Raw genomic sequence first — 15,137 nt, 5'->3', positions numbered from 1 at the left:
ACTCCACCTTTCTCATCTGCATTTTATGCTACTGAGATAGCGTTCAAGCAATTCCAAAAATAACTCCATCTCCTTATACGTGATATCACCTATATTGGCAATCCGGAACGTATTTAGTTTCTCAAGCTTGCCGGGATAAATCATAATGCCTTTACTGTAAAAATAATTATGCATCGATTGAAAATCATAGCCTGCATATTGAGGTTCAAGAATGGAAGTAATGATTTTGGAATGATGCTCTTCGGGAATGATATAGGTTAGACCTAAGCGGGCTAACCCGTTAATTAAAGTTTTCCAGGATGTCGCATACCTTTCGTACCTTTGATCCACCCCCTCTTGCTTTAATTCCTCAATCGCTTGTTTAAGTGCATATAAGGTTTGGACTGGAGGCGTAAACCGCATCTGCCCATGTTCCACAAAATAATTGTATTGAGCATACAAATTCAAATAATAGCTTCTTGGTTTTTGATCTTTCAAATTCTCCAATTTGCTTTTCTCAGCTATCACAAATGAAACCCCGGCCATTCCCTGTAAGTTTTTGTTGGAGCTTGCCGCCAGGTAGGCAATGTTCATTTCCTTTAATTGAATTGGAATGGCAGCAAATGAGCTCATGGCATCCACGATCATGTCGATTTGATTCCTTTTGCATAGTTCTCCGATATCCTTCACCTTGTTAAGCAGGCCAGTTGTCGTCTCGTGATGTACGACGGCCAGATGGGAGACGGCGCGTTCGGAAGATTGGATATACCTTTCTAATTCAGCCAAATCAATGGCATCGTCGGGAGGACTTTTGAATTCAAAGTACTCCACTCCATAAGCCTTCGCTATCTCGCACATCCGTTTTCCATAGGCTCCATTGCTGACAATGATCACTGCTTCGTGATTCGGGACCGAACTTATGATGGACTCCACCGCTGCAGTACCCGATCCGCCAAACAATACGGTCGCATAATGATCCGGGTCTGCGACCAGCCGGGTAAGCTCTGTAGAAATATACTCCATGATCTGGCCAAACTCGGCTTCGCGAGGACAAATATCTGGAACCACCTGTGAGTATTTCACACTTTCTGTCGTCGTTGCTGGACCAGGGGTAAGCAAAATGTTTTTCTTGACGGGGGAACTCATGAATCACCTGCCTCCTTGCCCTTCAAAGAACTGTTATGAATAAAACGCTGCAGACGTTCTTTTACTTCATGAGGCTTCACATGCGGACGAGCAAGCTGATCCTTGGAATACTTGGATATTTTCAGGTACAAAAACGTAAGTTCTCTATTCGCTTTCCATTCCTGTAAAGAGGCTTTCAGTTCCTCAAGACTGTGAACATGAATCGACTTCGTATACCCGCTGGAAGCCGCAATGTCTATAAAATCGACATTATGGGATACCGTGCTTTGCCCGCCTGTTGATTCATGAGCGTTATTATCAAGCAGAATATGAATCATATTGGACGGATGGTAATACCCGTTGGTTGCCAGACTCCCCATACGCATCAACAGAGATCCGTCTCCGTCAATCACGACGATATCCTTGCCTGGTTGGCTCAGAGCCAAACCAAGTCCCAAGGAACCAATACATCCCATAGAGCCCACCATGTACAGGTTGTTAGGTGCATCTTCAATTTCATACAGCTCACGTCCGGTTTTACCAGTTGTTGCGAGCTGTACGGTATGGTCGTCTTTCATGGAGTTAATCGCAGCCAACGCATCATACCGTGTAGGCATTTGATGGTCCGCATGACCATGCTGCCGGATCTGATTTAGATGAATGGAGGTTTGTAGTTTTTTTAATGGCTCTTTGTCAAAAGTCCCTTTCTTAACGACAAAAAAGAACGAGCGACGCCGGGCAATGTGCTCATTAGCCTGGATCAGCTGATTTTGGGCCTCCTCTAAATCCTTGGAGAGATATTGCCATTCCACACCCATCACATCCAACATTTGCGTTGTAATCCGGCCCATCAGTTCATGCTGAGGTTCGTCAGGTATCCCCGGTTCTCCGCGCAGGCTGACAAATCCAAGCAGCGGAATACGAAATGGGTAGGTAAGAGAGGTCAATGGCGAAATAGCGTTGGTCAGCCCTGAATTTTGCATAAGGACTACCGACTTCTTCCCCCCTATATAAGCCCCGGATGCAATGGCGACCGCATCCCCCTCGTTAGCCGCTGCAACATAATCGCATTCATTTATCGCATAATTGATCAGGCTTTTCAAAAAGGAGCATGGAACACCGCTAAAAAAGGTAAATCCTAATTTTTTCAGCTCTTCTCCTAACAATTTCGTGTCCATTATACATGCTCACCCGAATCCGGCTCTGACGACGGGAGGTATTGCCGTTCCGCAGCCTGCAGCTCCTCGACCCCTTGGAGCCGGAATACTTCTTCGATGGTTGCAACGTCCTTTTCAATATGAACAAGGCTTTCATCCCGATAAATTTGGTCAGATAATTGTTGCATGGCTTGAATGGATGCCCTCAAATTATGGTTTGCCCAAATCACAAGGCTAATCCCCAGCTCCTGAAACCTGGCGGTTGGAGTCGTATAGTATTTGGTAGGCACGATCACTACCGGCAATCTTCCGGCCCATTCCTTCATGAACGCTTCAATCTCTGCGGCGTCTGTTCTTTTGCTGTGTATTAATACGGCATCGGCTCCTGCCTTCCGGTACGCCTCCGCCCGCTGCAGTGCCGCTTCAAGCCCTTTCCCGGCAATAAATGCCTCTACTCTGGCCACCACTGTAAAGTCCTCATCGATTTGCGTGTCTTTCATCGCTTTTATTTTCCCGGAAAACTCCTCGATATCAGCCAGAGCCTGCCCTTGACCGTTAATGAACGAATTCATTTTGGGGAACCGCTTATCTTCGATGCATACCCCTGCAATAGAATGCTGCTCCAGTTTCTTCACCAGCCGCCTTGCATTATTGAAGTTGCCGTACCCCGTATCTCCATCCAGCAAAATTGGAATGGACGTAGCATCACTCATGAATTCCAATACATCCAAAACCTGCGTCCAGGAGGCCTCGTTGCTGTCCCTTACTCCCATCGCTGCAGAGATGGATAATCCGCTGGCCCAAATTCCTTTAAACCCCGCCTCCTCCACAATTTTGGCTGACAGACCATTATGGGCTTCCATAATAAACTCCAGTTTTCTGGAATTAATTAAATCTCTAAGCTGCCTTGTTTTTTTCATTGAAACTTTCTCCTTCTCCCCTAGAAATAACGTACAAGGAATCTACTTCCAAATAAGACTCTTGTTTCTCATGATTGTGTTGATCATAGAAGGATCGGGAAGCTGAGTAAATAGCATGTGTCCGGGATGTGAATTGGCCTCGATAATCCAAATATGGCCTTTTTTATCTATGGCAATATCGACCCCCAATTCACGAACCGGATACCGTTTATTAATCGTTTTGGCAATGATGACGGATAGTTTGGAGATTTTACGAAAATAGGCATCCGCTTTCGCGTGGTTGTGCTTAAAAAGGCTGAAAAGCACTCGGTGCAAAGATGCTGCATGCCCTCCTTTAAGATAATTGGTAACATACTTATGGGGTGCCGCGACACGGGCGGCCGCGCCGGAAATAACCCATTTCCTCCCTGGTTTCTGTAAGTAGATCCTGGTGTCAAAAATCGATCCGTGGTACTTAGCTAACCGCAGCCCCTTCTGTACTAAATACATGTGTCTGGATTTCTGGTATGACTTGATTGCCTTTAAGACATAACGAGATCTTACAATCTTTCGCCTTGATCCCCTACGAACCTCATATCCTTTCTTCAATCTCTTGACCCGGATAATCCCGCTGCCACCACTCCCGTGATTGGGTTTTATGAAGACCGATGAATAGGTATTCAGCATCCGCGCGGTCCTCGAGTCTGTAAACCAGTGGGTTTCAGGTAAATGCGGACGCAAAACGGGATGTTGCAACATTTCTTTATGCTTTTTCATTTTTCCAATGGGCACTAGTCATCCCTCTTATCTTTTTTGGTTTTTTGCGCATACCGTATGCATATGCACCCAAATCCCCTTCTGCGTGGGCCGCTGCCTCTGGTCCAAAACTAAGATTTATGTGACAAACAAGCACGTACCACCTGTTATAAATACGAAAAATCGAAGGAAACAGCCTTTCGAACAGGCTCGGGGTCCGGGCTACAGAAGATAGGCTGTCACCAAATAACAAAAGATCCACTACCGAAAAGGTAGCGGATCTTTTGTTTCCAACAATCGCTGGTGACACAGTCTGTGCTCGTGCCAGGTGATATATGGCTCATGGCCGAATAGCTGCTTGTCTAATTATCGGTCTCCCGGGACAGGTTTTGGCGTTCTCCCCGCTATTTTCTCCAGCATCCAGACAAGAACCCCCACTGCAATGCTAGCGATGACCGCCATAATCACGGAGCTGCCAGCATGCAGCAGCAGCACAGGAACCCACAGCAGTCCGAGCGAACGATGCACAGTCCGCATCCACTTGTTGCGAACCTTGTTAATAAAGAAGCCATATCCGGCGATCGCCAATAGAATGGCAAAGCTAGCAAGCCCGGTGTAGGTTTTACTATCTTGAAGCTTGGTCACCAAAAAATAAACCCCGTGAACGGCAACAAGAATCAAGGTCGCCCAGCCCAGCAGTTTATGCATGGCGTGTAACAGCTTCCCGGCCTTTCTCACCAGCATCGATGGCGATCTCAACTTCTTCTTAAACCAGAACCAGGAGAAAGCTGCCGCTCCAACGAATACAGAGATCGTACCTAAGGTCTTGAATATTTCTCCGTTGCCCCCATGTCGCTCTCCTCCGGGAGGGCGGCTCATTTGCCCTGCAGGCACGTTGCCTACGCCGCCTTCTGGCGGTCGAGGTCCAGGTCCGCCACCGGAAACCGAAGACATGTAGTAATAGTAGAGGACGAGCAAAGCTGCTACCGCAACTGCGATCACGGCCGGAATCCAAACGGTCTTTTTCGTTTTCATTAGTTATACATCCTCCCCAGGAAAATTGCCTTGATTGTACCCGGTCAAGCTGAAAAGAAAATTAAAGCCAGCTGAAAGTATAACTTTTTCGCAAGTACACTTCGTTGCCAAAAAGATTCGACGAAAATACTTGAAATAAAACCCATTTTGTCCGAAAATATATAAAGGGTAATTCTGTAATTACTTCAACTAATTTCATCGGAAAATCAGGCTTTGCTTGCTGCTCGCAGCCATCATTACATTCGTTATCCAAAGTCCTACCGGTGATATTCGTGTGGCCCAGGCGGCCGACAATGTCATTAATGCTACGGATTTTGGAGTTAAAGCCAACTCGAACTCCTCACAGTCCAGGGAAATTCAGAATGCGTTGAAGTATTTTTATGACCGGGGAATGGAGGGGACGGTTTATTTCCCCAAAGGCACATATTTGGTTGACGAATCTATTCGTTTATATACCGGGGTTCGTCTGAACGGTGACGGGATGGGCAAAACCATTTTCAAAAAGACAGGCTCTAAAAGCCAATATGTCATTGGGAATCCGATTTTACGAAACAATTCTGAACGGCTAGACGTGAAGCTATCCAATCTCACCATTGACGCAGACCGTACGAACCGTGAAGCCCGTGGCGAAAGTCAGGTAGGCGGTATTCTGATAGATGTGGCTGTCTCCCACCTTACGCTGGATCGCGTGGAGGTTCGCGACACCACCATCGGCGCGTTGCTTCGCAGAACGAGAGATTCCGAGATTACGAACAGCCGCTTTGACCGAAATAACGGACATGCCATTGCCACCGGGCACGAGAGCTTTCCGGCAGGCGAGTTCCGAAACGTCAAAATTACGAATAACCAGATTACCAATTCCGGTGGCGGCAGTGGAATCAATCTGTCACGCGCAACCTATACAACGGTCACCGGAAACCAAATTTTCAACAAGGCTCACCAATCTGACGGTTATGCAGGCATTCGTATCCCTAACAATGGAGCCCATAATACCGTAAACAATAATGTAATTGAAAATTATCCGCGGGGAATCTTTGTACTAACTGGCGCAACAGACAATAATATATACAAAAACACAGTAAAGAATGCATCCCTGCAAGGTTTACTGGTCGAATCAGACGGCAATACCTTCACAGACAATGAGTTTTTCCAAACCAATTCTTCGCTTAAGCCTGATGCGGTCATCCGCCTTTCCAATGCAAACAACAACAAAATTATTAGCAACGAGATGACCACGCACTCCAAGTTCTCCAGTATAGGAATACGTGTGACCAATTCCAACTCCAATGAAATTAGGGATAACATCACAGATACTTCGGGTAAACCGATCAGCATCGAGGGTGGACGCAACAACGTCAATACAGGTAACCGCAATCGATAAGAGAATTATGTACTATGCGAGTACGTCCATTTCCGTTACAATATGTCAGTGTGATTCTGGCATCGGCAGATTGACGCGTATTTGAACATTATTGGAGGCTTGTATTTTTTTATGCAAAACGAATCTCATTCCAACGTAAAAATCATAACGGCCGATCCGAGTGCGATCGGTCTGTTTGGCTTGGCTATTGTCACGCTTGTGGCTTCGTCTCAAAAGCTCGGCCTCACTGAGGGCTTGAGCTTTATCATCCCCTGGGCTATTTTCCTCGGTGCCTTCGCACAACTGTTTGCCTGCATTCAGGATGCAAAGCATAACAACACCTTTGGAATGACGGCGTTTGGTGCTTATGCCTTCTTCTGGTTCGCCGTAGCAGGTAGCTGGATGATTAAAATGGGCGTATTCGGTCCAGAGCTGGCGTCCGCTGTAGATGGCAAGCAGCTTGGTTTTGCCTTTGCGGGTTACCTTATCTTTACGCTGTTCATGACCATTGGAGCGATGGAGACGCATAAGGTCCTGTTCTTTATCTTTGTCCTGATTGATTTCCTGTTCCTGGGTCTTAGCTTTGATGCATTCGGCGTTGCTCCAGAGGTGTTCCATACCCTTGCAGCTTATGCAGAAATGGGCATTGCTTTGCTCTCACTGTATGGTACAGGAGCCGCAGTTCTGAATGCGCATTTTGGCCGTACGTTCCTGCCTGTAGGGCGTCCCTTCGGTATTTTCAAGCCACGCCCTTAGCTGTATATGTAAGCCCCGCAAAGCCGCCCTTTCGCGCCGATCCGCGTTAAGGACGGCTTCTCGGGTTATAATGCTGGAATTATTCGGCTTGCCAATTCGGCATGCGCTCTGCCGCATAACGAAGCCCGGCCGCCATTCCCTTGGGAATGATCGCATTAATATTTTCCATTTCCTCCGTAGATAAAGCGATATCGACTGCCCCTGCGTTTTCTTCCAGATAAGCTACCCGCTTGGTGCCTGGAATCGGTACAATTCCCTCTTGTGCAAGCAGCCATGCCAAGGCCAGTTGAGAGGGCTTGACCCCTTTTTGAGCAGCGAGATCCTTAATATGCTGCACGAGATCGAGATTCTTCTGGAAATTCTCAGGCTGAAAGCGTGGCACGGTGCGACGGAAATCATCTTCTGCAAAATCTTCAAACCTCTGAATTTGCCCGCTCAAAAAGCCGCGTCCCAGCGGACTGTACGCCACAAATTCAATTCCCAGTTCCTTGCAAGCGGGTATAACCTCATCTTCCGCTTCCCGGCTCCATAAGGAGTATTCCGTTTGCAGGGCCGTGATCGGGTGAACCTTGTGAGCACGCCGAATGAGTGCAGGAGAAGCCTCGGACAGCCCCAAATAGCGGACCTTTCCTGCCTGAACCAAGTCACTCATCGCGCCAACCGTTTCCTCGATAGGTACATTCGGATCGACACGGTGCTGGTAGTACAAATCAATGACATCTACGCCCAGTCTTTGCAGGCTGCGGTCACATGCCTGTTTTACATATTCAGGACGGCCGCTGACACCCAGAAATGCCCCATCCTCTCCGCGCATAATGGAGAATTTGGTAGCCAATACCACCTCATCCCGGTGGCTCTGCAGGACTTGACTGATCAGTTTTTCATTTTTCCCCACACCGTAGATATCCGCTGTATCCCAGAAGTTGATCCCCAGCTCCAGCGCACGATGCAGCGTTCTGATCGACTCCTGATCATTCAGCTCACCGTAATATTCGGACATTCCCATGCAGCCCAGACCCAGCGCAGATACTTGAAGGTCACTTCTACCCAGTTGTTTCTTTTTCAACTTCCATCACTCCTATATTGAAAGAATAGTCTTCGGCCTTTCTAATCACCATCACGTTACATCCAATATGTTACTACTTAAAGTTAACTTGAAGTCAAGTTGCCTCGTTGCACGCTCTTTATCAAATTATTCAGGTGAATTTTTGATTTTCAGGAATGGAAGCCAACGCTAAAAAAGCCTGGAAGGTACAGGCCAATTTATCATAAAGAGAGTCGGTTAGCGAATATAAAATCCTGAAATGGCAACAATACACATAAAGTGTAATCAAAGGGGTCGGTTGTAAAAATGATGCATAATGAATCTCATACAAAATTTCCGCAATTTCCAGAGTCGTATTGGTTAGCTTCAACTGACATCCCCAGTTTTCCCAAGCTTAGTGGGGATATTCAGGTGGATGTTGCCATTATAGGTGCGGGGATTACCGGAATTACCACTGCTTATTTACTTTCTAAAAAAGGACTAAACGTCGCAGTCATCGACGCAGGGCGGATGCTTCATGGAACAACGGGCCATACTACCGCCAAAATAACCGCGCAGCATGATTTGATCTACGGCGAGTTTCTTTCACATTTTGGCAAAGAGCAAACCCGGCTCTATTACGAAGCCAACCACGATGCTCTTCAATTCATTAAACAAACGGTAGAGGAATACAATATCGATTGTCAATTTACAGAAGAAGATGCCTACGTTTATACATGTACAGATACGTATGTGGAGAAAATCGCCGCCGAATATAAAGCCTACGAAGAATTGGGCATCCCGGGAAGTTATGTCGAGCAAACGCCTCTGCCGTTTTCAACTAAAGCAGCTATTATGATGAAAAACCAGGCCCAGTTTAATCCGGTTCCTTTCTTAAGGTATTTGGCAAATCAAGTCATTCGTCAGGGCGGGAAAATTTATGAGCAAACCACCGTTACAGGTGTGGAAAAAGGAAGCCCTGCCATCGTTAAAACCAATGACGGAAAGAAAATCACGTGCAACCATGTCGTATCCTCCTCGCATTTTCCATTCAATGATTTAAACGGTCTTTATTTTGCGCGATTGTATGCCGAACGTTCTTATGTACTAGCGGTCAAGAGCGATAAGATCTATCCGGGTGGTATGTACCTAAGTGCGGAAACCCCAAAACGTTCGCTCCGCTCGGTATTGATAAACGGAGAACCGATGGTCCTTGTCGGTGGAGAAGGCCACAAAACGGGCCAAGGAATCTGCACCTTCCAGTACTATGAAGCTTTAGAAAAGTTCGCAGAGCAAACATTTGGATTAAAGGAAATCATGTATCGCTGGTCAGCCCAAGACTTGTATACGCTAGACAAGCTCCCCTATATCGGGCAGGAAGTATCCACTATCCCTAACATCCTTGTTGCTACGGGTTATAAAAAATGGGGGATGACCACAAGTGTCGCAGCGGCTTTATTAAATACGAAACTGATTACCGGAGAGGGAAGCCCGTACCAGGATCTTTTCTCACCTGCAAGGTTTCATGCGGACCCTGACATTAAAACATTTGTGACTCAAAATGCGAATGTGGCTAAACACTTGATTGCTGGGAAGTTGGAAATGATCCACAAAAAAGCCGAAGAACTACAGCACGACGAAGGAGCGGTCGTCCAGGTGAATGGCAAAAGGGCGGGAGCTTACCGAGACCTGCAAGGAGCATTGCACCTAGTGGACACAACTTGCACCCATATGGGCTGCGAAGTCGAGTGGAACGAGGCGGAAAGAACATGGGATTGCCCGTGCCATGGCTCCCGCTATTCCTATCAAGGCGAAGTAATCGAAGGACCAACCAAAAAATCGCTTGGCAAAGTTGAATTCGAATAGCACCATCAACCCAAGAGAGCAATAAGAACAGTTCAATCACTGTCCCTTATTGTTCTTTTTTCGTAACTGCATTTCAAGCAGAAATGAACATCATTATGTATGAACAGAAGCACTGCCAGGGGCTTCTGAGTAGAGAGAGTCTATTAAAGAGCTAGCGCTTCTTCCGTAATCTTTTTAATATCAATGGATGAAGGTGTTTCTTCCTTTACCATATCCGGCAGGATATTTTCCAAAAAATAATCAACGCATTTTAATTGAATATTTTTGATTTTTACAAGTGCATTACGATACATCACTATAAATTCTTTTTCAGTATTTCCCCGCTGAAGTTCAGCAAACGCTTCGTACACCTGATCCATCTTATCCGCAACTTCAAGGATTAAACCTTCTACAGAATCATCTTTACCTTCACGTAACTGTTTGCGAAAAATAGCTTTAAAATCCTCCGGAATGTTCTCTTCAATAAAATACTCGATCATACCTTCTTCGACCTGCTGGATTAATAACCGAAGTTCCTTGGAGGAGTGCTTAACAGGCGTTTTAATGTCTCCAATAAAAATCTCCCCGTAATCGTGACTGCTTGTGATCTCGTAAAGCTTTTTCCAGTCAATGCTTACACCATTTCTCTCTTCAATATCAGCCAACGTTTTGGCATACTGCACCACTTTCCATGAATGAGCAGATACGCTGTGTTCTTCAAATTTAAACTTGCCTGGACAACGAATAATTCTTTCCAGCTCGTTAAGCGATCGAAAATACGTGTGAATTCCCATCGATGCATCCATCCTTTAAAATGTATGAGATAGTGGATATAAACCAACTATAAACCTCAACTATTAAGAGCAGATTATCGCAATATCAAGTTAAGTCACACATAGGATTATCCTTTTTCCAAATATTTGAGCATTTTCGTTCCTGCATGTACAATAAAATAACTTAGCCTCGGGGATTTACGCTATGCTTGAAGCAAGTTAAAAAAACCCGCCCTTCTCTGTCACAGACAGGAAAAGCGGGGTTTTGGGTTGACACACTTAACGCAAAGGCTCAAATCCCTCTACTTGCTTCAGAATCCGTTCGATTTCATCACAAATCTCCGGCTGAAGCGTCACCTCAACTGCTTTCACATTTTCTTCGATTTGTGCTGGTTTGGTGGCACCGATCAGGGCTGCGCTAATCCCCGGTTCTCTCAGAATCCAGGCAAGCGCAAGCTGTGACAGGTTGATACCCTGATCCTTCGCCAGCTTATCCAGCTCCTGGACACAATTCAGAACAGCATCGTTCATGTAGCTGCTGATGACATGGTTGACGGAGGCATCAGCCCCGCGGCTGCCTGTCGGTACGGGCTGTCCCGGTTTATATTTGCCCGTGAGAATACCTTGGGCCAAGGGTGAAAATACAATTTGCCCGATCCCCATCTGGCTGGATACGGGGAGCACCTCATGTTCGATATAACGCTCGAACATGTTATAGATCGGCTGATTGGCAATCAGCGGGCGCAGATTCAGTCTTTTTCCAATGCCATAGGCATCTGTGAGCTGGGCGGCACTCCATTCACTGACCGCAGCGTACAGGATCTTGCCTTGGGCCTGAAGGTCATCAAGCGCCCGCAGCGTCTCTTCCAAAGGAGTGTTATGATCATACCGATGACAGAAGTAAATGTCGATATAATCCGTGCCGAGGCGCTTCAGACTCGCCTCACATTGCTCCATAATGTGCTTGCGTGACAGTCCCCTGTCATTAGGGCCGGAATCCATAGGAAAATAAACCTTGGTAGAAAGCACATAGCTTTCTCTTCGATAAGGCTTCAAGGCGGCTCCCATAGCCTTTTCACCTTCTCCCCGATTATACGCATTCGCGGTATCAAAGAAATTGATTCCAAGCTCAACGGCTTTGGCAATACAGGCATGAGCTGCTTCCTGCTCCGCGGCTGTACCGTACGTTAACCAACTCCCCAGACCGATTTCACTAATCTTAAGACCACTGTTGCCGACATTTCTATATTTCATATCTACTCCTTCTTTCGTAAGAGGATAACATGTATATATTCACGACATGTAAACCCTTTCATTAAACCATATTATAATAGATTTATGGAGTTATATGAAGAGGAAGAACTGACTTCGTTGGGCTGGTTGACCTCGAATCTATAATTAAGATGGTTGCCTCATTTCACTTTTCCGCATTGTAAATGCTGATAAAGCTGTGATAAAATATAGCCAAGAAGTATATAATAAAAAAAGAGCAAGGATGCGTAAACATCCCTACTCTTTGGCAACAGCCGCTTTTAAGGGCGGTCGGCTGTGGTTTAGATCGGAGAAATAGATCTCACCTTTGGACGGGGCGATCTATTTCTTTTTGTTTTGGTTCAATGCAATAACAATTGTGACGATTAATCCGATTAACGTCACTAGGAACGTACCGAACATCATCATTAATGTCAGCTGTATGAACCCCACAGACTCGATGACTTACATCTTTCCTTTCTCAGATCCCTTTCGGGAAAAGCGCATCATATGCAGGACAAGGCAGCTTGTCGAGAAACTCCTGAAGCGGCTTAGGTCTATGTGTGTAAATATCCTTTAAGGACGTTCCGTTGTAAATATTACCGATGACCACAGGATGGCATAGCTCACAGATCAGGATATCACCGTTCCCGTGAAGATGAAGCTGCTTCTTACCATCAACACAGTTGGAAAAATAAACGCCCGGTTGCTCCTTAAAGCCCAGCGCTTCTGCAAAACGGTCCATGCAGGTGAAATACAGCACGGTATCTTCCTTTTTATGGGCAATTAGATCATGAACGGAACGGACAAGTGCCTCCTTGGTGGAAATGGCGTTCCAGTTGGTATGATCCATCACGATGCTGTTTTGGATTTCATGGATGCGTACACCGAGTTCATATACCATTTCACTAATGGCTTGCATGTTGTTCTGTGTTTCCTCAAACAGCAAAGTCTCCAGTACTGTTTCCAGCTTGGCTTCGGTACACAACCGGATATTTTGAACGATTGTCTCATACATGCGAGGATGAACATGATAATAGGCTGAATATTTTTCGGCGTCCGTGAAGTTGAAGGAAATATGAATGTTGGAAAGCCCTGCGTCGCGCAGTCTCTCAATCCGTTCAGGACTGAGCAAGCTGGCATTGGTATTGAGCTGGGTAGCGATTCCCTTGCTCGAACAGTGAGCCACAATGTCCAGACAGTCCTGATACTTCAAGGTCACTTCACCCCCGGACAGTCGCACACGTTTTAACGTTGGAATGTCATCAATAATACCAATGACCTCCTTGCTGCTGATGCATTGCCCGTCGTTTCGCTGATATGCGCAGCAATAATCACACTTGAAGTTGCAATTGGAGGTGACCCCGACCTCCAGTCCCTCCAGCTCGTAGATGCCCGGCTTTTCCAGTTCAAGTGCTTTATATTTGTTCTCTATACTCACTTTCTTATGATCCTCCCGATCTCAGGCTTGTGTCTTGAATACCCTTGAGATTATACAGAATGAGAGCAGCTCAGAGATATGACATTGCTAACGGTAAGGAGTAAGAGAGTTCAATCTTTAAAAAGTCATAGTTACACTTGCTTAGCTACATCAGAGATACGCTTAGATATATCCGTGACATTTTGTAGACCGAAATCCAGACTTTTCACCAAATATTTATTAAAAAAGTCAGGATCAATCCCGGTCATATGATAAAAGAAGGATATTTCAGTTTTCCAATCCTTCTCGACCATTTGACGAATGTCCACGATGCCCTTTTTAGAAACAAGGTCAATAATTGTTTTAATCTTCATTGGTTTTTGAATCGGGATTAATTCATCGAGCGGCTCAATTTTCAAATAACCTTTTCGATGCAAGGTAGCATAGAAGTTCCGATGATCTTTGGGTTTAAGGTTCCCCAAATGAGCCGCCCTGTATCCCAACACTTGCAGCGAAGTCTTCCATTTCTTCTTCAACTCCAAGTAATTATCTGGATTTGTGATATGGACAACATTTTTCAAATCAAGTGCGAATTCATCTTCTGGTAATAAAAATGCCTGGGCAAACATATTCGCTTCATTCTCAATAATTTTGTGTTCTTTTCGATTTAAATTAACAAACTCAAGGCGATAATGAAGCAGTAAATGTCCCAGTTCATGTGCTATATCAAAGTTCCTTCGAACGGCTGATCGTTTCATATTCCCTAATATGATATAAGGTCGATCGTTTCGAGTCCAGAGACTATAAGCATCAATTTCCTCACCCATTGCCTTCTCAAAAACAAATACTCCACTTTTTTCAATCAGAAACATAAGATTCTCGTTTGTATCTTGCCCTAGACCAAGTCTTTTTCGTGCCAAATGAGCGACTTTATCGATTTGAGCCGTTCTATCGTCATCTGAATGGTTTAGATATTCGATAACTTCATCCCTTAAACTGATAATTTTGAGGGTAGGGAGGCTAACTTTGGCTGTGATATAGCTAACAAAAGCATCTAAATATTCAACATGCTTCGCTTCTGCCTGCGTTTTCGAGATAACATTCAAAACTTTTGACCGATAAGCGATGTTCATTACGTTTACGTTGGCAGGTATCATGTTCCGTGCAAGCATGTCTTTAGTATAAAAATATTTACTTTTCACGTTAAAAATCCGCTTTAACTCATTCACGACTTGCATTTTAGGAGATGTATACGCATTCTCGTACTGCCAGACTGCTTGCTCTGTAACACCTAACATTTCGGAGAGCTGCTTTCTCGAATATCCATGCATGATCCGCAGGTTGGTCAAATTTTCACCAATGAACATGCTGCTCCCTCCTTATTTGACTAACACAATCTTGTTTGTCTAGTTGTGTTGCTCTTCTTCCAGGATCCCGATATCGAATGCTGCTGGATCCATAATATCCTCATTCATTTCTGGCGCAATTACTTCGCGATCCTCTTCCGTTAAATCAGCTCCGGAAATAAGGCTTGAGAGATCTTCTATCAGATAAGCAATATTATCATCAGGATTAGGCAAATAATGCATTATTTCAGATATCTGATACGCCTCATCAAGTGCATATGTGAGTATATGGAACTCATATTTTAATCGAAGTTCGAACCTAATGAAATGATTTTTTGTGATTTTTTTAAAGTCGAACTATCTATTTATTAAATTTTTATAGGGTCAATTAGATGGCTCTTTAAATTATTC

General features: G+C 45.1%; 14 protein-coding genes and 1 pseudogene. 3 read left to right on the top strand and 12 right to left on the bottom strand.

Annotation, left to right across the window (positions count from 1 at the left end; all coding sequences use genetic code 11):
* Positions 1-12 precede the first annotated feature (12 nt).
* From B4V02_RS00180 to B4V02_RS00160, 5 genes are all read right to left on the bottom strand, one after another.
* Complete coding sequence (locus tag B4V02_RS00180; protein ID WP_094153325.1) at positions 13-1,125, bottom strand: 2-aminoethylphosphonate aminotransferase; 1,113 nt, start codon at positions 1,123-1,125, stop codon at positions 13-15.
* Positions 1,122-2,282, bottom strand: a complete 1,161-nt coding sequence (gene aepY, locus B4V02_RS00175) for a phosphonopyruvate decarboxylase (protein ID WP_094153324.1) — start codon at positions 2,280-2,282, stop codon at positions 1,122-1,124. Before aepY ends, B4V02_RS00180 begins: the two co-directional genes overlap by 4 nt.
* Positions 2,282-3,181, bottom strand: a complete 900-nt coding sequence (gene aepX / locus B4V02_RS00170) for a phosphoenolpyruvate mutase (RefSeq protein WP_094153323.1) — start codon at positions 3,179-3,181, stop codon at positions 2,282-2,284. The genes aepY and aepX overlap by 1 nt, the downstream gene beginning before the upstream one ends.
* 42 nt (positions 3,182-3,223) lie before the next feature.
* On the bottom strand, positions 3,224-3,952 hold the full coding sequence (locus B4V02_RS00165; protein WP_094153322.1) for a YheC/YheD family protein: 729 nt from the start codon (positions 3,950-3,952) through the stop codon (positions 3,224-3,226).
* Between the two features lie 330 nt (positions 3,953-4,282).
* A complete protein-coding gene (locus tag B4V02_RS00160; protein ID WP_094153321.1) occupies positions 4,283-4,951 on the bottom strand; it encodes a hypothetical protein in 669 nt (222 codons plus the stop codon).
* A gap of 217 nt (positions 4,952-5,168) precedes the next feature.
* Here B4V02_RS00160 and B4V02_RS00155 point away from each other — a divergent pair, with 217 nt between their 5' ends.
* Together B4V02_RS00155 and B4V02_RS00150 are read left to right on the top strand one after the other, a co-directional pair.
* Positions 5,169-6,332, top strand: a complete 1,164-nt coding sequence (locus B4V02_RS00155; protein ID WP_244188415.1) for a glycosyl hydrolase family 28-related protein — start codon at positions 5,169-5,171, stop codon at positions 6,330-6,332.
* 111 nt (positions 6,333-6,443) lie between these two features.
* Positions 6,444-7,067 (top strand): acetate uptake transporter, encoded by a 624-nt coding sequence (locus B4V02_RS00150; RefSeq protein WP_007433114.1) that lies wholly within the window; start codon positions 6,444-6,446, stop codon positions 7,065-7,067.
* Positions 7,068-7,146: 79 nt separating this feature from the next.
* On the opposite strand, the gene B4V02_RS00145 is transcribed toward B4V02_RS00150, so the two are convergent.
* Entirely contained in the window at positions 7,147-8,133 is a 987-nt protein-coding gene (locus B4V02_RS00145; protein ID WP_094153319.1) for an aldo/keto reductase, read from the bottom strand.
* Positions 8,134-8,418: 285 nt separating this feature from the next.
* Between B4V02_RS00145 and B4V02_RS00140 the strand changes: the two genes are divergently transcribed.
* A complete protein-coding gene (locus tag B4V02_RS00140; RefSeq protein ID WP_094153318.1) occupies positions 8,419-9,957 on the top strand; it encodes an FAD-dependent oxidoreductase in 1,539 nt (512 codons plus the stop codon).
* A gap of 143 nt (positions 9,958-10,100) precedes the next feature.
* Here the strand turns inward: B4V02_RS00140 and B4V02_RS00135 are convergent, their stop codons facing one another.
* From B4V02_RS00135 to B4V02_RS00115, 6 genes and pseudogenes are all read right to left on the bottom strand, one after another.
* Positions 10,101-10,730, bottom strand: coding sequence for a YfbR-like 5'-deoxynucleotidase (locus B4V02_RS00135; protein WP_007433117.1), 630 nt, complete (start codon positions 10,728-10,730; stop codon positions 10,101-10,103).
* A gap of 258 nt (positions 10,731-10,988) precedes the next feature.
* Entirely contained in the window at positions 10,989-11,963 is a 975-nt protein-coding gene (locus tag B4V02_RS00130) for an aldo/keto reductase family protein (RefSeq protein ID WP_094153317.1), read from the bottom strand.
* Positions 11,964-12,302: 339 nt separating this feature from the next.
* Entirely contained in the window at positions 12,303-12,389 is an 87-nt protein-coding gene (locus B4V02_RS26350) for a putative holin-like toxin (protein ID WP_244188577.1), read from the bottom strand.
* 52 nt (positions 12,390-12,441) lie between these two features.
* A complete protein-coding gene (locus B4V02_RS00125; RefSeq protein ID WP_094153316.1) occupies positions 12,442-13,401 on the bottom strand; it encodes a radical SAM protein in 960 nt (319 codons plus the stop codon).
* 131 nt (positions 13,402-13,532) lie between these two features.
* Positions 13,533-14,747, bottom strand: a complete 1,215-nt coding sequence (locus B4V02_RS00120; protein ID WP_094153315.1) for a spr1629 family repressor/antitoxin — start codon at positions 14,745-14,747, stop codon at positions 13,533-13,535.
* A gap of 39 nt (positions 14,748-14,786) precedes the next feature.
* Positions 14,787-15,023, bottom strand: a pseudogene (locus tag B4V02_RS00115) (spr1630 family ClpXP-sensitive toxin); the annotation flags it as partial.
* Positions 15,024-15,137 lie beyond the last annotated feature (114 nt).

The sequence above is a fragment of the Paenibacillus kribbensis genome (assembly GCF_002240415.1).
GTDB lineage: Bacteria > Bacillota > Bacilli > Paenibacillales > Paenibacillaceae > Paenibacillus > Paenibacillus kribbensis.
The sequence above is the reverse complement of the archived record's forward strand: the minus strand, read 5'-3'. Positions and strand labels throughout refer to the sequence as shown.